General features: G+C 59.4%; 21 protein-coding genes. 5 read left to right on the top strand and 16 right to left on the bottom strand.

Features of this window, described 5'->3' with window-relative positions; translation table 11 throughout:
• Window positions 1-45: 45 nt before the first annotated feature.
• The gene (locus tag BMY98_RS19255) at window positions 46-4,359 is read left to right on the top strand and encodes a DEAD/DEAH box helicase (protein ID WP_074891770.1); all 4,314 of its coding nucleotides are present in this window, start codon (window positions 46-48) and stop codon (window positions 4,357-4,359) included.
• Between the two features lie 259 nt (window positions 4,360-4,618).
• Here BMY98_RS19255 and BMY98_RS19250 read toward each other — a convergent pair whose 3' ends face one another.
• On the bottom strand, window positions 4,619-6,781 hold the full coding sequence (locus BMY98_RS19250; protein WP_074891768.1) for a mechanosensitive ion channel family protein: 2,163 nt from the start codon (window positions 6,779-6,781) through the stop codon (window positions 4,619-4,621).
• Window positions 6,782-6,997: 216 nt separating this feature from the next.
• Here BMY98_RS19250 and BMY98_RS19245 point away from each other — a divergent pair, with 216 nt between their 5' ends.
• Genes BMY98_RS19245 through BMY98_RS19235 form a run of 3 tightly spaced genes read left to right on the top strand, consistent with a single transcriptional unit; the run spans window position 6,998 to window position 10,514 of the window.
• Window positions 6,998-9,352, top strand: a complete 2,355-nt coding sequence (locus BMY98_RS19245; protein ID WP_074891766.1) for an FdhF/YdeP family oxidoreductase — start codon at window positions 6,998-7,000, stop codon at window positions 9,350-9,352.
• A 55-nt stretch (window positions 9,353-9,407) separates the two neighbouring features.
• A complete protein-coding gene (locus BMY98_RS19240) occupies window positions 9,408-9,986 on the top strand; it encodes a TetR/AcrR family transcriptional regulator (protein ID WP_074891764.1) in 579 nt (192 codons plus the stop codon).
• A 48-nt stretch (window positions 9,987-10,034) separates the two neighbouring features.
• Window positions 10,035-10,514 (top strand): nuclear transport factor 2 family protein, encoded by a 480-nt coding sequence (locus tag BMY98_RS19235; RefSeq protein ID WP_074891762.1) that lies wholly within the window; start codon window positions 10,035-10,037, stop codon window positions 10,512-10,514.
• Window positions 10,515-10,604: 90 nt separating this feature from the next.
• Here BMY98_RS19235 and BMY98_RS19230 read toward each other — a convergent pair whose 3' ends face one another.
• Together BMY98_RS19230 and BMY98_RS19225 are read right to left on the bottom strand one after the other, a co-directional pair.
• Window positions 10,605-11,144 (bottom strand): single-stranded DNA-binding protein, encoded by a 540-nt coding sequence (locus tag BMY98_RS19230; protein WP_037017756.1) that lies wholly within the window; start codon window positions 11,142-11,144, stop codon window positions 10,605-10,607.
• Window positions 11,145-11,153: 9 nt separating this feature from the next.
• On the bottom strand, window positions 11,154-12,548 hold the full coding sequence (locus BMY98_RS19225) for an MFS transporter (RefSeq protein ID WP_074891760.1): 1,395 nt from the start codon (window positions 12,546-12,548) through the stop codon (window positions 11,154-11,156).
• Window positions 12,549-12,737: 189 nt separating this feature from the next.
• On the opposite strand from BMY98_RS19225, the gene uvrA reads away from it, so the two are divergent.
• Entirely contained in the window at window positions 12,738-15,572 is a 2,835-nt protein-coding gene (gene uvrA, locus BMY98_RS19220; protein WP_074891758.1) for an excinuclease ABC subunit UvrA, read from the top strand.
• 71 nt (window positions 15,573-15,643) lie between these two features.
• Here uvrA and bfr read toward each other — a convergent pair whose 3' ends face one another.
• The 13 genes from bfr to rplF all read right to left on the bottom strand — a co-directional run bounded on the left by bfr (window position 15,644) and on the right by rplF (window position 22,848).
• Window positions 15,644-16,108, bottom strand: coding sequence for a bacterioferritin (gene bfr / locus BMY98_RS19215; RefSeq protein WP_074891756.1), 465 nt, complete (start codon window positions 16,106-16,108; stop codon window positions 15,644-15,646).
• 250 nt (window positions 16,109-16,358) lie between these two features.
• The gene (gene rplQ / locus BMY98_RS19210) at window positions 16,359-16,745 is read right to left on the bottom strand and encodes a 50S ribosomal protein L17 (RefSeq protein ID WP_074891753.1); all 387 of its coding nucleotides are present in this window, start codon (window positions 16,743-16,745) and stop codon (window positions 16,359-16,361) included.
• A 42-nt stretch (window positions 16,746-16,787) separates the two neighbouring features.
• Window positions 16,788-17,789 carry a DNA-directed RNA polymerase subunit alpha gene (locus BMY98_RS19205; RefSeq protein ID WP_007970428.1) on the bottom strand — a complete coding sequence of 334 codons (1,002 nt, stop codon included), beginning with the start codon at window positions 17,787-17,789 and terminating at the stop codon, window positions 16,788-16,790.
• Between the two features lie 22 nt (window positions 17,790-17,811).
• Window positions 17,812-18,432: a 30S ribosomal protein S4 gene (gene rpsD, locus BMY98_RS19200; protein WP_037017742.1), complete on the bottom strand. Its 621-nt coding sequence runs from the start codon at window positions 18,430-18,432 to the stop codon at window positions 17,812-17,814.
• 18 nt (window positions 18,433-18,450) lie between these two features.
• Entirely contained in the window at window positions 18,451-18,840 is a 390-nt protein-coding gene (rpsK, locus tag BMY98_RS19195; protein WP_002555466.1) for a 30S ribosomal protein S11, read from the bottom strand.
• A 30-nt stretch (window positions 18,841-18,870) separates the two neighbouring features.
• The gene (rpsM, locus tag BMY98_RS19190; RefSeq protein WP_037017739.1) at window positions 18,871-19,227 is read right to left on the bottom strand and encodes a 30S ribosomal protein S13; all 357 of its coding nucleotides are present in this window, start codon (window positions 19,225-19,227) and stop codon (window positions 18,871-18,873) included.
• A gap of 131 nt (window positions 19,228-19,358) precedes the next feature.
• The gene (gene rpmJ, locus BMY98_RS19185) at window positions 19,359-19,475 is read right to left on the bottom strand and encodes a 50S ribosomal protein L36 (protein ID WP_002555468.1); all 117 of its coding nucleotides are present in this window, start codon (window positions 19,473-19,475) and stop codon (window positions 19,359-19,361) included.
• A gap of 28 nt (window positions 19,476-19,503) precedes the next feature.
• A complete protein-coding gene (secY, locus tag BMY98_RS19180; RefSeq protein WP_065988454.1) occupies window positions 19,504-20,835 on the bottom strand; it encodes a preprotein translocase subunit SecY in 1,332 nt (443 codons plus the stop codon).
• Window positions 20,836-21,267 (bottom strand): 50S ribosomal protein L15, encoded by a 432-nt coding sequence (gene rplO / locus BMY98_RS19175; RefSeq protein WP_037017733.1) that lies wholly within the window; start codon window positions 21,265-21,267, stop codon window positions 20,836-20,838.
• A 3-nt stretch (window positions 21,268-21,270) separates the two neighbouring features.
• Complete coding sequence (gene rpmD, locus BMY98_RS19170) at window positions 21,271-21,447, bottom strand: 50S ribosomal protein L30 (protein ID WP_028621547.1); 177 nt, start codon at window positions 21,445-21,447, stop codon at window positions 21,271-21,273.
• 2 nt (window positions 21,448-21,449) lie between these two features.
• Window positions 21,450-21,950: a 30S ribosomal protein S5 gene (gene rpsE / locus BMY98_RS19165; protein ID WP_037017729.1), complete on the bottom strand. Its 501-nt coding sequence runs from the start codon at window positions 21,948-21,950 to the stop codon at window positions 21,450-21,452.
• 3 nt (window positions 21,951-21,953) lie between these two features.
• The gene (gene rplR / locus BMY98_RS19160) at window positions 21,954-22,304 is read right to left on the bottom strand and encodes a 50S ribosomal protein L18 (RefSeq protein WP_037017727.1); all 351 of its coding nucleotides are present in this window, start codon (window positions 22,302-22,304) and stop codon (window positions 21,954-21,956) included.
• Window positions 22,305-22,314: 10 nt separating this feature from the next.
• Window positions 22,315-22,848 carry a 50S ribosomal protein L6 gene (gene rplF, locus BMY98_RS19155; RefSeq protein ID WP_074891751.1) on the bottom strand — a complete coding sequence of 178 codons (534 nt, stop codon included), beginning with the start codon at window positions 22,846-22,848 and terminating at the stop codon, window positions 22,315-22,317.
• Window positions 22,849-22,850: the final 2 nt, after the last annotated feature.

Raw genomic sequence — 22,850 nt, 5'->3', positions numbered from 1 at the left:
TATCTGCCCCTTGCATCCGCCTGCCTGCGCCCGCATTAATTGCTGATGAATCTTCCCCAGAAACCCGACCCGGTGCTCGACCCCTTCCATCCGGCGGTCAGCGCGTGGTTCCGTTCGACGTTTCCGGCCATTACCGCGGCCCAGGCCCAGGCGTGGCCGCTGATCAAGGGCCGCGAATCCACGTTGATTGCCGCGCCGACCGGCTCCGGGAAAACCCTGACGGCGTTTCTGGCGGTCATCGATGATCTGGTCCATCAAGGGCTGGAGCGGGGCGGCGAGCTGCCGGACGAGACCTTCGTGGTGTACGTCTCGCCCCTGAAAGCGCTGTCCAACGACATCCAGATCAATCTGCAAAACCCGCTGGCGGGCATCACGGATCACCTGATCCAGCAAGGCCTGCCCGGGCTGCGTATCACTACCGCTGTGCGCACCGGTGACACGCCCCAGAAAGAACGCACGGCCATGCGCAAAACCGCGCCGAACATTTTGGTCACGACGCCGGAATCGCTTTACGTGCTGCTGGGGTCCGACTCGGGCCGACGCATGCTTGCGAGCACCCAGACCGTCATTGTCGACGAAATTCACGCGATTGCGGCCGGCAAGCGCGGCAGTCATCTCGCCCTGACCCTCGAGCGTTTACAGGCGCTGTGCGCAAAACCGCTGCTGCGCATCGGCCTGTCAGCAACGCAAAAACCCATCGAGCGCGTATCACGCTTTCTGGTCGGCAGTGATCCGGTCAGTCGTCCGTGCGCCATCGTCGACATCGGCCACGCGCGCCCTCGGGATCTGGCTATCGAAGTGCCGCCGGTTGCCTTGAGCGCCGTGATGTCCAGTGACGTCTGGCAACTGGTCTACGACCGGCTGGCGGCGCTGGCCCGTGAACACCGCACCACGCTCATCTTCGTCAACACCCGGCGACTGGCCGAGCGCATGGCGCGGCATCTGAGCGAGCGACTGGGCAAAGAAGCAGTCGCCGCCCACCACGGCAGCATGGCCAAGGAACAGCGGCTGAACGCCGAGCAGCGCCTCAAGCGCGGTGACCTGCAAGTACTGATTGCCACCGCTTCGCTGGAGTTGGGGATTGATATCGGCGACGTCGATCTGGTCTGCCAGATCAGCTCGCCCCGCTCCATCGCGTCCTTTTTGCAGCGGGTCGGCCGTTCCGGTCACCACGTCGGCGGCACGCCCAAGGGACGGCTGTTTGCTGTGTCCCGGGACGATCTGATCGAGTGCGCGGCGCTGCTGGATTGCGTGCGGCGCGGCGAACTCGACACGCTGGTCATTCCCAAAGCACCGCTGGATGTGCTGGCGCAGCAGATCATCGCCGAGGTGAGTTGTCAGGAATGGCAGGAGCAGGACCTGCTGGCGCTGTTCCGCAAGGCTTCGCCCTACGCCGACGTTGACGAAGGCCATTATCAGGCGCTGTTGAGCATGCTCGCCGAAGGTTACAGCGGGCGGCAGGGCGTGCGCGCGGCGTACCTGCATCGCGACGCGGTGACCCGCACGTTGCGTGGCCGGCGCGGCAGCAAACTCACAGCGGTCACCAGCGGCGGCACAATTCCGGACAACGCCGACTACAGCGTGGTTCTCGAACCCCAGGCGCTGAACATCGGTACGGTCAACGAAGATTTCGCCGTGGAAAGCGCGGCGGGCGACATCTTCCAGCTGGGCAACACGTCCTACCGGATTCTGCGGATTGAGTCCGGCCGCGTGCGGGTCGAGGACGCCCACGGCATGCCGCCGAACATTCCGTTCTGGATGGGTGAGGCGCCGGGGCGCAGCGATGAATTGTCGTTCGCCGTCGCACGCTTGCAGGCCGACATCGATCAGCAGCTCAGCGCCCACCCCGGCAACCTTCAGGCCTGCACGGACTGGCTGATGAAAAGCCTGGGCCTGAACCTCGCCAGCGCCGAGCAAATCATTGAATACCTCGCCCGCGCGCACTCGGCCTTGGGCGCATTGCCGTCCCAGGACACGCTGGTCATCGAGCGTTTTTTCGATCAGTCCGGCGGCACGCAACTGGTGATTCATTCCCCGTTCGGCAGCCGGGTCAATCGCGCGTGGGGGCTGGCCCTGCGCAAGCGCTTCTGTCGTACCTTCAACTTCGAGCTGCAGGCGGCGGCCAGCGAGGACGCCATCGTGCTGTCGCTGTCCACGACTCACAGCTTTGCCCTCGATGAAGTCTGGCGTTATCTCAACTCCGCCACTGCCGAGCATTTGCTGATTCAGGCGGTGCTGGATGCGCCGCTGTTCGGCGTGCGCTGGCGCTGGAATGCCGGTGTCGCACTGGCCCTGCCGCGTTACACCGGCGGGCGAAAAGTGGCGCCACAGCTGCAACGGATCAAGAGCGATGACCTTATCGCCACGGTGTTTCCGGACCAGATCGCCTGTATGGAGAATCTGGTGGGCGAGCGGGATGTCCCTGAGCATCCGCTGATCGAGCAGACCCTGGACGATTGCCTGCACGAAGCCATGGACGCCGAAGGCTGGCTGAAACTGCTGCGGCGCATGGAGAACGGCGAGGTGCGTCTGGTCAGCCGCGATCTGCCCGCGCCCTCGCCGCTGGCGGCGGAAATTCTCAACGCCAAGCCGTATGCGTTTCTCGACAACGCGCCACTGGAAGAACGTCGCACCCAGGCAGTGCTCAATCGGCGCTGGAGCGACCCGGAATCCACCGACGATCTCGGCGCGCTGGACGTCGATGCGATCAAAGCGGTGGCCGATGAAGCCTGGCCGCAGCCGCAAAACGTCGATGAGATGCACGAGGCGCTGATGAGCCTGGGGTGCATCACCGGCGTTGAGGCCCGCGAGCACGGCGGCTGGATGAAATGGCTGGAGAGCCTCGCCCGTTCAGGCCGGGGCACACGCTTGCAGGTCACCCCTGAGCAGGCGTTGTGGATTCCCCTGGAGCGGCTGACCTGTTTGCAGGCGATCTACCCTGCCGCCGAAATGCACCCGCCGTTGGCGACATTGGCCGGGTTCGATGAAGCGTGGAGCGAGGACGAAGCGCGCGTGGAGATCGTGCGGGCGCGGCTTGGCGGTTTCGGTCCGCTCACGGTCGCGGCCATTGCCGAGCCGCTGGCGCTGACACTGAACGAGGTCGCTCAGGCGCTGGCGCAGCTGGAGAACGAAGGGTATGTGCTGCGCGGCCAGTTCAGCCCTGACGCCCGCGAGGAACAGTGGTGCGAGCGGCATCTGCTGTCGCGCATCCACCGCTACACGGTCAAACGCCTGCGTCGCGAAATCGAGCCGGTGTCGCTGCAGGACTTCACTCGGTTCCTGTTCGATTGGCAGCACTTGTCTGCGACGACCCAGAGTCAGGGCAAAGCCGCGCTGCCGGAGGTCGTTGCGCAACTGGAGGGTTTTTCGTCGGCGGCAGGCGCGTGGGACAGTGATCTGCTTCCAGCGCGCTTGAAGGACTATTCATCGATCTGGCTGGATGACCTGTGTCGGTCCGGCAAGGTGGTGTGGATGCGTCTGACCAGTCGCAACAAGGTTGGCAGCGCCGCGTTGCGCAGTACGCCGATTGTGCTGCTGCCGCGACCGCAGGTTCGCCTGTGGACCGGGCTGACCGAACAGCCGGCGCCGACCGAATTATCCCTGCGCGCGCAGAAGGTTCATGAGGTGCTGTCGAGCCAGGGCGCGATGTTTTTCGACGAGCTGACCGGCGAAGCGCACTTGCTGCGCGCCGAGCTGGAAACCGCGCTGCAGGAATTGGTCGGTGCCGGGCTGGTCAATGCCGACAGCTTCGCCGGGCTGCGCGCGCTGATCACCCCGGCGAGCAAACGCAGCAGCCACACCAGTCGACGCAACCGTGGCGCGTTCATTGGCGGCATGGACGACGCCGGGCGCTGGGCGTTGCTGCGTCGCGCGCCGGCGAAGGAAGAAGGCGCGTCGCAAAGGATCGACAGCGACACGCTGGAGCACATAGCCATGACCTTGCTGCGCCGATACGGCGTGGTGTTCTGGCGCCTGCTGGAGCGCGAGGCCGACTGGCTGCCGACCTGGCGCGAGCTGCTGCGCACATTCCATCGTCTTGAGGCCCGCGGCGAGATTCGCGGCGGGCGCTTTGTGGCAGGGCTGGCCGGTGAGCAGTTCGCGTTGCCCGAAGCCATCCCGCTATTGCGCGAAGTCCGCAATCGCCCGCTGGACGGCAGCCTGATTGCCGTCAGTGGAGTCGACCCACTCAACCTCGCCGGGACCCTGCTGCCCGGCGCGAAGGTCCCGGCGATTGTGGGCAACAAGCTGGTTTACCGCGACGGCATCCCCATCGCCGCCATCGTCGCGGGCAAACCGCAATACTGGGGCGAGGTGGATGAGGCGCTGATGTTGCAGGTGCGCGATCGATTGTTCAGGTAGACCGCAGGCAATCTCTGGGGCGTCGCTTGCTGGCGAAGGCGGTGCCTCAGGCAATCACGATGTTGGATGTGCTGACGCCTTCGCGGGCAAGCGCGCTCCTACAGTGGCTTTAGGTCGCTCACATGATTTGTGGTTGGCCCCAATCCAAGGAGCCGGCTTGCTGGCGAACCTTGCCGGTCTGACAACTATGTAGGGGCTGACCGGACGCTTTCGCCAGCAAGCCGGCTCAATTTCGAGCTCGCGCCAGCTACCCAGTATGTCAAACCGGGCTTTCGGACCCGTCTTTGTTCACCACGGATGTCTTGCCGGGCAGCGCTTGTTGCTCTCCGCCCTCCTCGGCACGTTCGCCCTCGGGTGCCTGGCGATTGTGCGGGCTCATCACCAGTTGTGGATAAGTTTGCGCGAATCGCACCTCAGCCGACTTATCCACAAGTCGCTTAAGTCGATCGTTGAACGCACGGCTCACCGCGTACTGCCCGCCCGATGACGTACGGAACTGCGCCGTGATGACAATGCCGTTCATGTCCATCCGGTCCAGTCCGAACACCTCCAGCGGCCCCTGCAGCTTGCTCGCCAGCAGCAGATCATCGCTGATCGACTGACCCGCTTCGCGAATCAGCGAGGTTGCCGCATCCACGTCCGTGTCGTAGGTGAACTGGAACGAGAAAAACGCGTACGCGAACTGACGCGACTGGTTGGTGACCGCCTTGATCTGCCCGAACGGCACCGAATGCACGAAGCCCTTGCCGTCGCGCAGACGCAGGGTGCGGATCGTCAGGCTCTCGACCGTACCGGCGTGGCCTGAATCCAGCACCACCCAGTCGCCGATGGAGATGGTGTCTTCGATGATGATGAACAGTCCGGTAATGACGTCCTGCACCAACTGCTGCGAACCGAAACCGATCGCCAGACCGACAACCCCGGCACCGGCCAGCAGTGGCGCGACGTTGATGCCCAGGTTGGCCATGGTCGTGATGGTGCAGATCACCACCAGGATGATCTTCATCGCGTTGCGCAACAGCGGCAGGATGGTCTTCACCCGCGTGCTCGGCTGACGCGCGGAACGTCCATTGGCCGGAGGCTTCAGGGCTTCCTGAATCGCCGTGTCCATCACCACCCACAGCAGCCAGGTCACCAGCAGAATCAGACCGATGCTGCTCAGCGAATCGCTGATCACCTTGCCCAGGGCATTGCGTTGGGCAAATTCAAACAGCGAGAAACCCCAGATCTGCCCCAGCAACTCGATGAAGCCAATCGCCAGCGCAATACGCATGACCGCGTGCAACAGGCTCAGCAGACGCTCCTTGTAAACACTATTGGTGCGCACCTCGGTGGGCTTGAACATGTGCTGGAACAAAGTGCTGAGAAACACCGAGCCAATCAACAGCACCGTGGTCAGCAACGCGCAACGCAGGGCTTCCTGACTGCCTTCACCGGCGCCGATCAGGTTTACAGCCGAGACCAGAATCATCAGCAGGATCGGCAAATGCCACAGGCTGGAGAAGATTTTCAGCGTCTGTTGCACCGCCGGCCGCGCCAACCGGGCGGCCAGGGGACGGTTGCGGATCAGATGCGCGATCGGCCGACGCATGCGGATGACAACCATGCCAAACATGACCGACGCCATCAGCCCGGTGAACGCGGCGATGCTGGTGGTCACGTTGCCGCCGAACAGCCTGGCAATCTGCGGGCTGGTTAACGCATCACTCAGCGCCGCGAGGAATCCGATGATGAACAACGGATGCGGCGCGTAGTGACGAATGATGCGCACCGCCGGCCGTTTGTGGCCCGAATTGAACAGCACGATCAGCGACAGCAGCACCGAGGTGGAGAAAATCCCGCTGCTGGTCGAGTAAGCCAGACACAGCGCCAGCGCGCGCCCCACCGACGTCGGCATGAAATGACTGACGTACAGCGTCAGCGGCAGACAGATGAGCGCTGGCACCATGTATGGCAGCACATAGCCCAGCACCCCGACCACGCGATCGCGGCGGATCAAAAAACGGTGCCGTGATAACCGGGTCACGAGAAACGCGCCGATGCGGTTGAGCAGCAGGAATGCCCCCGCCCACACCAGCGACAGCATCACGAAATCGCCGGTGATTCGCCACGGTGAGCGCGACTGCGGTTTGTTGACCAGCGCGTCGATCTCGTCAGCGGCTCGGTCGGCCCGCAGGCGCCAGGAGTCGAGCAAGTGGCCATCCACATCGAGCTTGTCTTGCACGCTGTCGATGCTGGAACTGATGGCGCCGAGCAATCCGCCTTTGACCAGAATCTCCGCTTTGGCGGGATCCACCGGCGCCGGGTCGGCAGTTGCGGCAGCAGGAGCAGTGGTTGCGGCGGGGGCTTCGGCGGCTTGAGCGTTGACGCTGCAAACGCTCAACAGCAGGCAAAGCAACAGAAAGGGTTTGAAATTCGGCAAAACGCGAGTCACTCCTTCGATCAGGGAACCGTGAAAAAAACGGCCCTCTGACACTGATCGGATTTCACTCGGCAAGTTCGCTCGGACACGCAATCGTCATGTTGGCCGTTGACGGTCCTCTCACTGAGAAATGTAACGAACCTTTACCGAGCCGCTTCGTCGTAGCCTTACGAGGGCGACTGTCTCCAGTGCGCCCGTCCGCCGAGGATCCCCTTCATGACACTCATCCATCCCGAAGCTCATTTCCGCCCCTACACCTCTGCCGCTGGCGGTTGGGGCTCGGCGAAGTCGGTGATGGAGATCCTATGGCGCGAGCAGGCGCCGATTCGGGCAGGCCTGCCGCTGATCAAACAAAACAAGCCGGGCGGGTTTGCCTGCGTCAGCTGCGCATGGGCCAAGCCCGGCAAACCCCACAGCCTCGAGTTCTGTGAAAACGGCGCGAAGGCCACGGCGTGGGAGCTGACGTCGCGGAAGACCGACCCGGCCTTCTTCGGCCGTCACACGCTCACCGAACTGCGCCAGTGGCCCGATTACGACCTTGAGCAACAGGGCCGCCTCACGCACCCCATGCGGTACAACGCTGCAACCGATCGCTATCAGGAAACCACGTGGGAGGACGCCTACCGTGACATTGGCGCGCAGCTGAAAAGCATGACGCCCGAGAGCGTGGTCTTTTATGCGTCGGGCCGGGCCTCGCTGGAAACGTCGTTCATGTACCAGCTCATCGCCCGCGCCTACGGCAACAACAACCTGCCCGACAGCTCGAACATGTGTCACGAGAGCACCTCGGTCGGTTTACAGGAAAGTATCGGCGTACCGGTAGGAACCGTGACGCTGGATGACTTCGAGCACACCGACTGCATCCTGTTTTTTGGCCAGAACGTAGGCAGTAACAGCCCGCGGATGCTGCATCAGCTGCGAGAAGCCCGGCAGCGTGACGTGCCGATCATCACGTTCAACCCGATTCGCGAGCGCGGCCTCGAGCGCTTCGTCAATCCCCAGTCTCCCGTGGAGATGCTCGGGCCGAAGTCGACCGTCATCAGCACCCAATACCATCAGTTGGCGATCGGCGGCGACACGGCGGTTGTGCTGGGCATTGCCAAATCGCTGTTTGAAATGGACGAGGCGGCGCTGGCGAAGGGGCAGCCCGGGATCATCGATCAGGCGTTCATTGCCCAGCATACCGAAGGGTTCGCCGAGTTCTGCAACTGCGTGCTTGAAACGCCGTGGGACACGATTGAGCGTCAGGCAGGACTTAGTCGCAGCGCACTGGAGGCAGTGGCGACGGTGTACGCCAGACACGAGCGCGTGATGCTGGTTTACGGCATGGGCATCACCCAGCACCGGCGCGGCGTGACCAATGTGCAGATGCTTGTGAATCTGCTCCTGCTGCGCGGCAACATCGGCAAGCGCGGCGCCGGCATCTGCCCGGTGCGCGGTCACTCCAACGTGCAGGGCCAACGCACCGTCGGCATTACCGAAGACCCGAAAAAGATTCCTGTGGATAAGATTGAGGCACTGTATGGCTTCTCGGTCCCGTCGAAAAAAGGCTTGAACACCGTTGAGACCTGCGAAGGACTGCTGGACGGGAGCGTGCGCGGATTCATCGGGCTCGGCGGGAATTTTCTACGGGCGATCCCGGATACGTCCCGCATGGAGCCGGCCTGGAATACCTTGGACCTGAACGTTCAGATCGCCACGAAGCTGAACCGCACTCACCTGGTGCCGGGGAAAAGTGCGTGGATCCTGCCCTGCCTCGGGCGCATCGAAAAGGATGTGCAAAACGGCGTCGAGCAGGTTTATACCACCGAAGACAGCACCGGCTGCGTGAGGGCCTGGCAGGGTAATAGCGAACCGGCCAGCGGCCACGCCCGCGCTGAAGTCGCCATCCTTTCCGGCATCGCCGAGGCAACATTACCCGGTGCCACTCGAATCGATTGGGACGCCTGGCGCCGCGATTACAAGCTGATTCGTCAAGGCATCGCTCAGGTCTACCCGGAGATTTTTCACGACATGGAAACCCGCATGTGGGAAACCGGCGGCTTTCATCGCCCCATTGCCGCAGCGAAGCGTGAATGGAAAACCGAGAGTGGCCGCGCGATGTTCATCACGCCCGAACTGCTCGAAGAAAACGATGACGTGTACCCGAACCACACTCGCCGTGACGTGCTGCAACTGATGACGCTGCGCAGCAATGACCAGTTCAACACCACGATCTACGGCTACGAAGATCGCTTCCGCGGCGTCAGCGGCACCCGCGCGGTGATCTTCATGAACCGCAACGATGTCCTCCGACTGGGCTTCAAGCCGGGAGACTGGGTGAACGTCACCACCGCCATCGAGCCGCAGCTCACGCGCTCGGTGGGGCCTCTGCAGATCATTGCCTATGACATCCCCGAGAACTGCTGCGCGGCGTATTACCCTGAGTGCAATCCCCTTGTTCCGCTGTGGCACCACGCCGAACGCAGCAAGGTGCCTGCGGCTAAATCCATCCCCGTTACGCTGGCCAAAGCCTCACCCAGCGCAGACGAGTTGAGACGTGCGCTGCCGGAGTCCGACCAAGTGCGTTGAGCCTTTTTGAATGGACGGCTTGACGCAGGAGAACGTACGTTCTACCTTTGGGATCATGAATACATCGACGACCAACACTCGCGAGAAGATCCTCGCGACGGCCGAACAGCTCATTTACCAGAACGGCATCCAGGCCACCGGCATGGACCTTCTGGTGAAGACGTCGGGCGTCGCGAGGAAAAGCATCTATCGCTACTTCGCCACCAAAGACGACGTGGCCGCCGCTGCGCTAAACGCCCGTGACGTGCGCTGGATGGACTGGTTCCGAACCGAGTCAGACAAGGCCGACACCCCTCAAGCGCGCATCCTGAAGATGTTTGACGTGCTCAAAGGCTGGTTCGAGTCCGAAGGCTTTCGCGGCTGCGCATTTATCAATACGGCAGGCGAAATCGGCGACCCACAGGACCCCATCCGTCAGATCGCCATGCTGCACAAACAGAAGCTGCTGGATTACACGCTGGGGCTCTGCGAACAGCTCGGTATTGCCGATCCGCAAGTCTTGGCCAAACAGCTACTCATCCTCATTGATGGCGCGATTACCGTCGCACGCGTCATGGGTGACTACAGCACAGCAGAGAGCGCCAGGGCTGTTGCGCAGTCAATGCTTGAACAGCGCTTGCGTATCAGTCCCTAGCCACACACGTCCCACCCACCGCCGAATCATCACCGCCTGGAGGTCCCTATGTCGTCCAATGCCCAGACTCGCCCACCACTTCCCCCTTTCACCCGAGAATCCGCCATCCAAAAGGTTCGCCTCGCGGAAGATGGCTGGAACAGCCGGGACGCTGAAAAAGTCTCGCTGGCCTACACACTCGACACCCAATGGCGCAATCGCGCCGATTTTGTCGAGAACCGCGAGGAGGCGAAAAATTTCCTGATCCGCAAGTGGAACAAGGAGCTCGACTACCGCCTGATCAAAGAGCTGTGGGCGTTCACCGACAATCGCATCGCGGTCCGTTACGCCTACGAATGGCACGACGACTCAGGCAACTGGTTCCGTTCGTACGGTAACGAGAACTGGGAATTCAATGAAGACGGTTTGATGGCGCGACGTTTTGCCTGCATCAATGACATGCCGATCAAAGAAACGGATCGCAAGTTTCACTGGCCCTTGGGCCGCCGTCCTGATGATCATCCCGGGTTATCGGATCTGGGCCTGTAATCCCTGACGCGACCCAAAACAAAGCCCCCGACAGCTGAGCTGTGCGGGGGCTTTTGTTTGCAGCGTTATCGCGGTTGGATAACGCGCTGCTTAAAACGGGATGTCGTCATCGAAGCTATCGAAATCAGGCGCTGGCTGCGGCGCTTGTTGCGGCGCAGGACGCGACTCGCGCTGTGGCTGAGGAGCGGACTGCTGCGGGCGTGCCTGTTGCTGCGGACGCGGCGCTGAGTTTTGCGAGTTCTGATAACCGCCACCACCCTGGCCCTGAGGGGCGCCGTCGCCTTGAGGACGGCCACCGAGCAACTGCATGGTGCCTTGCATGTCGACGACGATTTCAGTCGTGTAACGCTTGATGCCGTCTTTTTCCCATTCGCGGGTCTGCAGCTTGCCTTCGATGTAGACCTGCGAACCCTTGCGCAGGTACTCGCCGGCGATTTCGGCGACTTTGCCGAACATCGAAACACGGTGCCATTCGGTCTTCTCGACCTTCTGACCGGTTTGCTTGTCGGTCCACTGTTCGCTAGTTGCCAGACTCAGGTTGGTCACGGCATTACCGTTAGGCATGTAGCGGACTTCGGGATCCTGGCCGCACGTGCCGACCAATATGACTTTGTTTACCCCACGGGCCATAACGTTCTCCTAGGCTTCACACGTTTCCGACGCTGGATTGACCACTTCGTCGAAAGACGCCCGATCCAACAGTTCTTTGTCAAATTTGATATAGATGGCAGCCTCATCGGCCACCACTACTGCATCTGTTACTCCACGTACGGCCAACACGCGATCGGCAAGGCCTGTGTCGCGTTGAGCCTCGGGCGACAACGGCAAGCGAAGGCTGGTTACGTAGGGAGGTTCGCGCATGGTAACAGCAAACGCCAGCCAGATGGCGGCCAGCCCGGCGCCGCCAAGGAACACCACATCCAGTCCGCCGTGCTGGAAAAGCCACCCTCCGAGAATCCCGCCCGCCGCCGAACCCAGGAACTGACTGGTGGAATAAATCCCCATCGCCGTGCCCTTCCCGCCCGCAGGTGACACTTTGCTGATCAGCGATGGCAGAGACGCCTCGAGCAAATTGAATGCGGTGAAAAAGACCACGGTACCGATGACCAGCGCTCGCAGCGTGTCTCCGAACTCCCAGAAGAATAGCTCAGTGAGCATCAGCACCAGCACGGCGCCGAGCAAGACCCGCTTCATCTGACGCTTCTTTTCGCCGTAGATGATGAAAGGGATCATCGCGAAGAAAGAAATCAGCAGTGCTGTGAGATATACCCACCAGTGCTGCTCCTTGGGCAAGCCGGCTTTTTCGACCAGCGCCAGCGGCAATGCCACGAAACTGGACATCAGCATGGCGTGCAACGCGAAGATACCGAGGTCCAGACGCAGCAGGTCGGGATGACGAAGCGTCGCGCCCAACGCCTGCCGCGCCAGACCGGACTCCCGGTGCTGCAGGGTCACCGTGGACTTGGGCACGACGAAGGCAACGATCGCCACGCCGACCAGCGCCATGGCGCCGGTCGCCAGGAACAGACCGGACAATCCGAATGCACTGGTCAGAATGGGGCCGACCACCATTGCAACGGCGAACGACACGCCAATGGTCATGCCGATCATTGCCATGGCTTTGGTGCGATGCTGCTCACGGGTCAGATCCGACAGCAAGGCCATGACCGCAGCGGAGATAGCGCCCGCGCCTTGCAGGACCCGGCCGGCGATCACGCCCCAGATCGAGGTCGACTGGGCCGCCAGCACACTGCCGAGCGCAAACACGATCAATCCCAGATAAATGACGGGGCGACGGCCAATGCGATCGGAGATGATGCCGAACGGAATCTGCAATACCGCTTGGGTCAGGCCGTAGGCGCCGATCGCCAGACCGATGAGCGCCGGACTCGCGCCGGCCAGGTCCATCCCGTAAGTGGCGAGGACGGGCAGCACCATGAACATGCCAAGCATACGGAAGGCAAACACCAGCGCCAGACCGCCCGCGGCGCGGGTTTCGCTGCCGCTCATGCGCTCGCTGTGAGAATCGTGCATGAAGGAACCTCGTATGAACCGGCGGCGATTCTACCAGTCCCATCGTTTAGAGCACATACGACGGTTTGCCGCGCATCGCAGGAATATTCTTTATTCCGAGTAAGGCGGCGAGATCCTCGATAGTGTGTATCCATCCAGTATTTCCCCGTATACTTCCACGTTTTACACGCCCGCCGTGCGAGGCCAGCTTTGGACAAGATCTTGATTCGTGGGGCTCGAACCCACAACCTGAAGAACATCGACCTGACCCTTCCACGCGACAAGCTGATCGTCATCACCGGATTGTCCGGCTCAGGAAAATCGTCCCTGGCGTTCGATACGCTCTACGCCGAGGGCCAGCGCCGCTACGTCGAATCGCTGTCCGCCTACGCGCGTCAGTTCCTGTCGATGATGGAGAAGCCGGACGTCGACACGATTGAAGGCCTCTCCCCGGCCATCTCCATCGAGCAGAAGTCCACGTCCCACAACCCGCGCTCGACCGTGGGCACCATCACCGAAATCTACGACTACCTGCGTCTGCTGTATGCGCGCGTCGGTCAGCCGCGTTGCCCGGATCACGACATTCCTCTGGAGGCGCAAACCGTCAGCCAGATGGTCGACCTGGTCCTGGCGCAGCCCGAAGGCGCCAAGCTGATGCTGCTTGCCCCCGTGGTACGGGAGCGTAAAGGCGAGCACCTGGCAGTCTTCGAAGAGCTTCGCGCTCAGGGTTTCGTGCGCGCTCGGGTGAATGGCCGGCTGTGCGAGCTGGACGAACTGCCAAAACTTGATAAACAGAAGAAGCACTCGATCGATGTCGTGGTTGACCGCTTCAAGGTGCGCTCGGACCTGCAACAGCGTCTGGCCGAATCCTTCGAAACCGCGTTGAAGCTGGCAGACGGCATTGCGCTGGTCGCACCGATGGACGATGAGCCAGGCGAAGAGATCATTTTCTCCGCCCGCTTCGCTTGCCCGATCTGCGGACACGCGATCAGCGAACTGGAGCCAAAGCTGTTCTCGTTCAACAACCCCGCCGGCGCATGCCCGACCTGCGACGGCTTGGGTGTGAAGCAATTCTTCGACACCAAGCGTCTGGTCAATGGCGAACTGACGCTGGCAGAAGGCGCGATTCGTGGCTGGGACAGGCGAAACGTCTATTACTTCCAGATGCTTGGCTCGTTGGCGAAGCATTACGGCTTCAGCCTCGAGGTGCCGTTCAAGAAACTGCCTGCCGATTTGCAGAAGGTCCTGCTGGGCGGCAGCGGCAAGGACAGTGTCGACTTCCGGTACTTGAACGACCGTGGCGACATCGTCAAACGTGCGCACCCGTTCGAAGGCATCGTTCCCAACCTGGAGCGCCGCTATCGTGAAACCGAATCGACTACGGTTCGAGAGGAATTGGCGAAGTTTCTCAGTACGCAGCCCTGCCCCGAATGCCGTGGCACGCGGCTGCGCCGTGAAGCTCGTCACGTCTGGGTCGGCGAGAAGACACTGCCCGCTGTCACCAATATGCCAATCGGCGACGCTACGCATTATTTTGGTGAGCTGAAGCTCACGGGTCGCCGTGGTGAAATCGCTGACAAGATTCTCAAGGAAATTCGTGAGCGCCTGCAGTTCCTCGTCAACGTCGGGCTTGACTACCTGACACTGGACCGCAGCGCCGATACGCTCTCTGGCGGTGAGGCGCAACGGATTCGTCTGGCCAGCCAGATCGGTGCCGGCCTGGTCGGCGTGATGTACATCCTCGATGAGCCCTCAATTGGTCTGCATCAGCGCGATAACGATCGGCTGCTCGACACGTTGCGGCACCTGCGAGACATCGGCAATACCGTGATCGTGGTTGAGCACGATGAGGACGCGATTCGACTGGCCGACTACGTGGTCGACATCGGCCCGGGTGCGGGCGTGCATGGCGGCCAGATCGTTGCGGAGGGCACGCCACAGGAAGTGATGGATCATCCGGATTCGTTGACGGGCAAATACCTGTCGGGCCGCGTGAAGATCGCCGTGCCGGCCAAGCGTACGCCTCGTAACAAGAAGCTGTCGCTCAAACTCAAAGGCGCGCGCGGCAACAACCTGCGCAACGTCGATCTGGAAATTCCAATCGGCTTGCTGACCTGCGTAACAGGTGTATCGGGTTCGGGCAAGTCGACGCTGATCAACAACACACTGTTTCCGCTCAGCGCCACAGCCCTCAATGGCGCAACGACGCTTGAGGCGTCGGCACACGACAGCATCGACGGTCTGCAGCACCTGGATAAAGTCGTCGATATCGACCAGAGCCCAATCGGGCGCACACCACGGTCAAACCCTGCGACGTATACCGGCCTTTTCACACCGATCCGTGAATTGTTCGCTGGCGTGCCTGAATCGAGATCTCGTGGTTACGGGCCTGGCCGCTTCTCCTTCAACGTCAAGGGCGGACGCTGCGAGGCCTGCCAGGGCGACGGCCTGATCAAGGTCGAGATGCATTTCCTGCCTGACATCTATGTGCCTTGCGATGTGTGCAAGAGCAAGCGATACAACCGTGAGACTCTCGAGGTGAAGTACAAGGGCAAAAACGTCCACGAGGTCCTGGAAATGACGATCGAGGAGGCAAGGACGTTCTTCGACGCCGTGCCTGCCCTTGCACGGAAGCTGCAGACGCTGATGGATGTGGGCTTGTCCTACATCAAGTTGGGTCAATCGGCGACCACGCTTTCCGGTGGTGAGGCGCAGCGCGTGAAGTTGTCTCGCGAACTCTCCAAGCGTGACACAGGCAAGACCCTGTACATCCTTGATGAGCCCACCACGGGTCTGCATTTCGCGGATATCCAGCAATTGCTCGACGTCTTGCATCGCCTGCGTGACCACGGCAACACGGTCGTGGTGATCGAGCACAACCTGGACGTGATCAAGACCGCCGATTGGCTAGTTGATTTGGGTCCTGAAGGCGGTTCGAAAGGCGGACAAATCATCGCAACCGGTACGCCAGAACAGGTAGCGGACATGAAACAGTCCTACACCGGCCACTATCTGAAGCCGCTTCTGGAGCGCGATCGCGCTTGATCCCATGACTGTAACAAAAAGCCCCTGTCGCGATACGCGGCAGGGGCTTTTTTTTGCGACGGTCGCAGTGTTCAGAATTGCGACTGAAGGTAGTTCTGGAGGCCGATGGATTTGATCAGGCCCAGCTGCTTTTCAAGCCAGTAAGTGTGGTCTTCTTCGGTGTCAGCGAGCTGAATGCGGAGGATGTCACGGCTGACGTAATCTCTGTGTTGCTCACAGAGCGCAATACCTTTGCACAGTGCGGCTCGCACCTTGTACTCAAGACGAAGGTCACTGGCGAGCATCTCAGGCACCGTGGTACCCACGTCGAGATCGTCCGGACGCATGCGGGGGGTGCCTTCAAGCATTAGAATCCGGCGCATCAACGCATCAGCGTGTTGAGCCTCTTCTTCCATCTCGTGGTTGATGCGTTCGTACAGCTTGCTGAAACCCCAATCTTCGTACATCCGCGAGTGGACGAAATACTGGTCGCGCGCAGCCAGTTCGCCAGTCAACAGCGTGTTGAGGTAATCAATTACATCGGGGTGGCCTTGCATCGCCGTCCATCTCCTCGTGAAAGGCGTTAGTTTGAACCAACAAGACTGGTTGGTCACCCAGCGAGAGGACAAATAACAGTAGAAATACTGCGAAATTCGGGCATTTGGTGTCGAAAAGACGGGTAAATGAGGAAGGTTCCGTTTAGCACTTAGAATCAGCTCGTTCTGGGCGCAATTCAGGCTTAAAAGTGGTTTTGGCAGGAAACAAAAAACCGGGCACTAGGCCCGGTTCTTTGTATTGACTGATATCTTATTCAGCGGCTTCTACAGAGCCACCGACAGGACGGTCAACCAGTTCGACGTACGCCATTGGCGCGTTGTCGCCAGCGCGGAAGCCGCACTTGAGGATGCGCAGGTAGCCACCCTCACGAGTTGCATAACGCTTGCCCAGATCGTTGAACAGTTTGCCGACCATTTCTTTCGAACGGGTACGGTCAAATGCCAGACGACGGTTAGCAACGCTGTCAATCTTGGCCAAGGTGATCAGCGGCTCAGCAACGCGACGCAGTTCTTTGGCTTTCGGCAGGGTAGTTTTGATCAGCTCGTGCTCGAACAGCGACACCGCCATGTTTTGGAACATGGCCTTACGGTGAGAGCTGGTACGGCTCAGGTGACGTCCACTTTTACGATGACGCATGGTTCATTCCTTACCAAACACTACGTTCGGTGATTACGACGATCAGGCAGTCGCCTTGTCGTCCTTCTTAAGACTTGCAGGCGGCCAGTTGTCGAGGCGCATGCCGAGGGAGAGACCACGAGAAGCCAGAACGTCCTTGATCTCGGTCAAGGATTTCTTGCCCAGGTTCGGAGTCTTCAACAGTTCTACTTCGGTGCGCTGAATCAGGTCGCCGATGTAGTAAATGTTCTCCGCCTTAAGGCAGTTGGCCGAACGTACGGTCAGTTCCAAATCGTCAACCGGACGAAGCAGGATCGGATCGATCTCGTCTTCCTGTTCGACTACAACGGGTTCGCTGTCACCTTTGAGGTCGACGAACGCAGCCAACTGCTGTTGCAGAATGGTTGCTGCACGACGGATAGCCTCTTCAGGATCCAGAGTACCGTTGGTTTCCAGATCAATAACCAGCTTGTCCAGGTTGGTACGCTGCTCGACACGGGCGTTTTCCACCACGTATGCGATGCGACGAACCGGGCTGAACGAAGAGTCGAGCTGCAAGCGACCAATGCTGCGGCTTTCGTCTTCATCGCTCTGACGCGAGTCTGCTGGTTCATAACCGCGACCACGAGCTACGACGAGCTTCATGTTCAGGGCGCCGTTAGACGCCAGGTTAGCGATTACGTGATCGGGGTTAACGATCTCGACATCATGATCCAGCTGAATATCGGCAGCGGTAACCACCCCCGAACCCTTCTTCGACAAGGTCAGCGTAACTTCGTCTCGACCGTGCAGCTTGATAGCCAGACCTTTAAGGTTCAACAGGATTTCAATGACATCTTCCTGTACACCTTCGATGGCGCTGTACTCATGGAGCACACCGTCAATCTCGGCCTCGACTACTGCACAGCCGGGCATGGAGGACAACAGGATGCGGCGCAGCGCGTTGCCCAGGGTATGGCCGAAACCACGCTCGAGAGGCTCGAGAGTGATCTTGGCGCGGGTCGGACTGACAACCTGCACATCAATGTGGCGGGGTGTCAGGAACTCATTTACCGAAATCTGCATGGATGCACCTATTTTCTAGCCCTTACTTGGAGTAGAGCTCGACAATCAGGCTTTCGTTGATGTCGGCGGACAGATCACTGCGAGCTGGAACGCTTTTGAAGACGCCAGATTTTTTCTCAGTGTCTACTTCTACCCATTCTACGCGGCCACGTTGGGCACACAGATCGAGAGCCTGGACGATACGCAGTTGGTTCTTCGCTTTTTCGCGAATTGCCACTACGTCACCAGCACGGACCTGGTAGGACGGAACGTTAACGGTTTTGCCGTTTACGCTTACCGACTTGTGCGATACCAGCTGACGCGATTCGGCACGAGTCGAACCGAAGCCCATGCGGTACACAACGTTGTCCAGACGGCATTCGAGCAGTTGCAGCAGGTTCTCACCAGTTGCGCCTTTCTTGCCGGCAGCTTCTTTGTAGTAACCGCTGAACTGACGCTCGAGAACGCCATAAATACGACGGACCTTCTGCTTTTCACGCAGTTGGGTGCCGTAGTCGGACTGGCGACCGCGGCGTTGGCCGTGGATACCAGGTGCTGCTTCGATGTTGCACTTCGATTCGATCGCGCGCACGCCGCTCTTCAGAAAGAGATCGGTGCCTTCGCGACGAGCGAGTTTGCATTTTGGACCAATGTAACGAGCCATTCTTTACAATCTCCTGGATTACACGCGGCGCTTCTTCGGCGGACGGCACCCGTTGTGCGGGATTGGCGTCACGTCGGTGATGCTGGCGATCTTGTAGCCGCAGCCGTTCAAAGCACGGACAGCAGATTCACGACCTGGACCTGGACCTTTGACGTTAACGTCGAGGTTTTTCAGGCCGTATTCCAGCGCAGCTTGACCAGCACGTTCAGCAGCTACTTGAGCAGCAAACGGCGTGGACTTGCGGGAACCGCGGAAACCCGAACCACCGGAGGTTGCCCAGGACAGAGCGTTACCTTGACGGTCGGTGATGGTCACGATTGTGTTGTTAAAAGATGCATGGATGTGGGCGATGCCATCAACCACTGTCTTTTTAACTTTCTTACGAGGACGAGCAGCAGGTTTTGCCATGATTTAATTCCTGTCGATTCGCTGGTGCGATTACTTGCGGATCGGCTTACGCGGACCTTTACGGGTACGCGCGTTAGTCTTGGTACGCTGACCGCGCACTGGAAGACCACGACGATGACGCAGACCGCGATAGCAACCGAGGTCCATCAAGCGCTTGATTTTCATGTTGATTTCGCGACGCAGATCACCTTCAGTGGTGAACTTCGCGACTTCGCCACGCAGCTGTTCAATCTGCTCGTCGCTCAGATCTTTGATCTTTACCGCCGGGTTAACCCCGGTAGTAGCACAGATTTTGTGTGCAGTTGTGCGACCAACACCATAGATGTAGGTCAGCGAGATAACAGTATGCTTGTTATCTGGAATGTTAACGCCTGCAATACGGGCCATTCAGTGGGACTCCAATTGACAGCTACCTACGCCCCGGAAGCCAAGAAATAGGGCGCGAGATAATATCGCTGTAATAACAAATAATCAACCCAGCAGCGCACTAGCTGCTGGGCTTTTAGCACAGATCACATTTAGCCTTGGCGCTGCTTGTGACGTGGTTCCGCGCTGCAAATTACTCGAACAACACCTTCGCGGCGAATAATCTTGCAGTTGCGGCACAGCTTTTTCACCGATGCACGAACTTTCATCACCAACTCCTCGAACCTTATGGGTGCTTCAGCGCAGCATGCCGCTGCCGTAGCCCTTCAGGTTGGCTTTCTTCATCAGGGATTCATACTGGTGCGAAACGAGGTGCGATTGCACTTGGGACATGAAGTCCATCACAACCACGACCACGATCAGCAACGAGGTCCCGCCAAGGTAAAACGGCACGTTTGCAGCGACCACGAGAAACTGTGGAAGCAAGCATACGGCCATCATATAGAGAGCACCGAACATGGTCAGACGAGTCAGAACGCCATCAATATAGCGCGCAGACTGCTCACCAGGACGAATGCCCGGAATAAAGGCACCGGACTTCTTCAGGTTTTCCGCTACGTCTTTCGGATTGAACATCAAAGCCGTATAGAAGAAGCAGAAGAAAATAATCCCTGCACTAAACAGCAGAATATTCAACGGCTGACCAGGTGCGATCGACTGCGAGATGTCCTGCAACCAGCCCATACCCTCAGACTGACCGAACCAGGCACCCAGCGAAGCCGGAAACAGCAAGATGCTGCTAGCGAAAATGGCAGGAATAACACCCGCCATGTTCACTTTCAACGGCAAGTGGCTCGTCTGCGCAGCGAAGACCTTACGGCCCTGCTGACGCTTCGCGTAGTGAACAGCAATACGACGCTGACCACGCTCGATGAACACCACGAAACCGATGATCGCTACTGCCAGCAAACCGATGGCGACCAAAGCGAAGATATTGATATCACCTTGACGAGCAGACTCGAAAGACTGCCCGATCGCTCTCGGAAGACCGGCAACGATACCCGAAAAAATCAACATCGAGATACCGTTGCCAACACCACGCTCAGTGATCTGCTCGCCTAGCCACATCATGAACAGTGCACCCGCTACAAAAGTGGTGACTGCAACGAAGTGGAAGCCGATATCTGCTGAGAACGCAACGCCCTGCCCGGCCAAGCCAATGGACATGCCAATAGCTTGAACCAGGGCCAGGACGACGGTGCCATAGCGGGTGTACTGGCTGATCTTACGACGACCAGCCTCACCTTCCTTCTTCAACTGCTCCAGCTGCGGGCTGACTGCGGTCATGAGCTGCATGATGATCGACGCCGAGATATACGGCATGATCCCCAGTGCAAAAATGCTCATGCGCTCCAGCGCACCGCCGGAAAACATGTTGAACAAGCTAAGAATGGTCCCCTCATTCTGTCGAAACAGGTCCGCCAGACGGTCAGGGTTGATACCCGGAACTGGGATATGCGCACCGATCCGATAGACGATAATCGCCAGGAACAGGAAACGCAGACGAGCCCAGAGTTCGGACAACCCGCCGCTTTTGCCTAGCGCTGAGAGAGCACCTTGCTTAGCCATTTATTCCTCGAACTTGCCGCCAGCTGCTTCGATAGCCGCACGCGCACCTTTGGTGGCTGCGATACCTTTAAGGGTGACTGCGCGAGTAACCTCACCGGACAGCATGATTTTCACACGCTGTACGTTTTGGTTGATCACGTTGGCATCCTTCAGGGACTGCACAGTGACGACGCCTTCAACTTTAGCCAGCTCGGAGGTGCGAACTTCAGCACGATCCATAGCTTTCAAAGAGACGAAGCCGAACTTAGGCAGACGACGATGCAACGGCTGTTGGCCGCCTTCGAAGCCCGGAGCAATGGTGCCACCGGAGCGGGAGGTCTGACCTTTGTGGCCACGGCCACCGGTCTTACCCAAACCACTACCGATACCACGGCCCGGACGATGCTTTTCGCGACGGGAACCCGGCGCTGGACTCAGATCATTGAGTTTCATCGATTAACCCTCGACGCGCAGCATGTAGTAAGCCTTGTTGATCATCCCACGGTTTTCCGGGGTATCAACGACTTCTACAGTGTGACCGATGCGACGCAGACCCAAACCCTTAACGCACAATTTGTGGTTAGGGATGCGGCCGGTCATGCTTTTGATCAACGTTACTTTAACGGTAGCCATGATCAGAAAATCTCCTGGACGTTCAGGCCGCGCTTAGCAGCGATGGACTCAGGGGACTGCATGGTTTTCAAACCCTTGAACGTTGCGTGAACAACGTTGACCGGGTTAGTCGAACCGTAGCACTTGGCCAGAACGTTGTGGACGCCAGCAACTTCGAGGACAGCGCGCATTGCGCCGCCAGCGATGATGCCGGTACCTTCCGACGCAGGCTGCATGTAAACCTTCGAAGCCCCATGAGCGGACTTGATGGCGTACTGCAGAGTAGTGCCGTTCAGATCAACCTGGATCATGTTGCGGCGAGCAGCTTCCATTGCCTTCTGGATCGCGGCAGGCACTTCACGTGACTTGCCACGGCCGAAGCCAACGCGCCCTTTACCGTCACCAACCACGGTCAACGCGGTGAAGGTGAAGATACGGCCGCCTTTAACGGTTTTTGCTACGCGATTAACTTGTACCAGCTTCTCGATGTAGCCTTCGTCGCGTTTTTGGTCGTTATTTGACATAACTTAGAACTCCAGCCCGCCTTCACGAGCAGCATCAGCCAGCGCCTTAACGCGGCCGTGGTACTTGAAGCCAGAACGATCAAAAGCCACTTGCGATACACCGGCGGCTTTCGCACGCTCAGCGATCAGCTGGCCAACTTTAGTGGCCGCGTCGATGTTGCCAGTGGCGCCATCACGCAGTTCTTTGTCCAAAGTCGAGGCGTTTGCCAGGACTTTGCTGCCGTCGGCCGAGATGACCTGGGCATAAATGTGCTGCGAAGAGCGGTACACGCAGAGACGCACGACTTCTAGCTCGTGCATTTTCAGGCGTGCTTTGCGAGCGCGACGCAGTCGGGTAACTTTTTTGACGGTCATTTGCTATGCCCTACTTCTTCTTGGCTTCTTTACGACGGACGACTTCGTCCGCGTAACGCACGCCTTTGCCTTTGTACGGCTCTGGACGGCGGAAGTCGCGGATCTCAGCGGCCACTTGACCAACCAACTGCTTGTCGATACCGCGAATGACGATATCGGTTTGGTTGGGAGTCTCAGCGGTGATGCCTTCCGGCAATTCGTAGTCCACTGGGTGCGAGAAGCCAAGGGCCAGGTTCAGCACCATGCCTTTTGCTTGCGCTTTGTAACCAACACCGACCAGCTGGAGCTTGCGCTCGAAGCCTTGGCTTACGCCCTGGACCATGTTGTTTACCAACGCACGAGTGGTACCGGCCATTGCGCGAGTTTGTTGATCGCCATTGCGAGCAGCGAAACGCAGCTCACCGGACTCTTCAACAATTTCAACGGACGAATGGATGTTCAGGTCTAGAGTGCCCTTGGCACCCTTCACCGAAAGCTGCTGGCCGACGAGTTTGACTTCGACGCCTGCTGGCAACTTAACGGGGTTCTTAGCTACGCGTGACATGC

This window comes from Pseudomonas graminis (genome assembly GCF_900111735.1).
GTDB classification, from domain to species: domain Bacteria; phylum Pseudomonadota; class Gammaproteobacteria; order Pseudomonadales; family Pseudomonadaceae; genus Aquipseudomonas; species Aquipseudomonas graminis.
The sequence above is the reverse complement of the archived record's forward strand: the minus strand, read 5'-3'. Positions and strand labels throughout refer to the sequence as shown.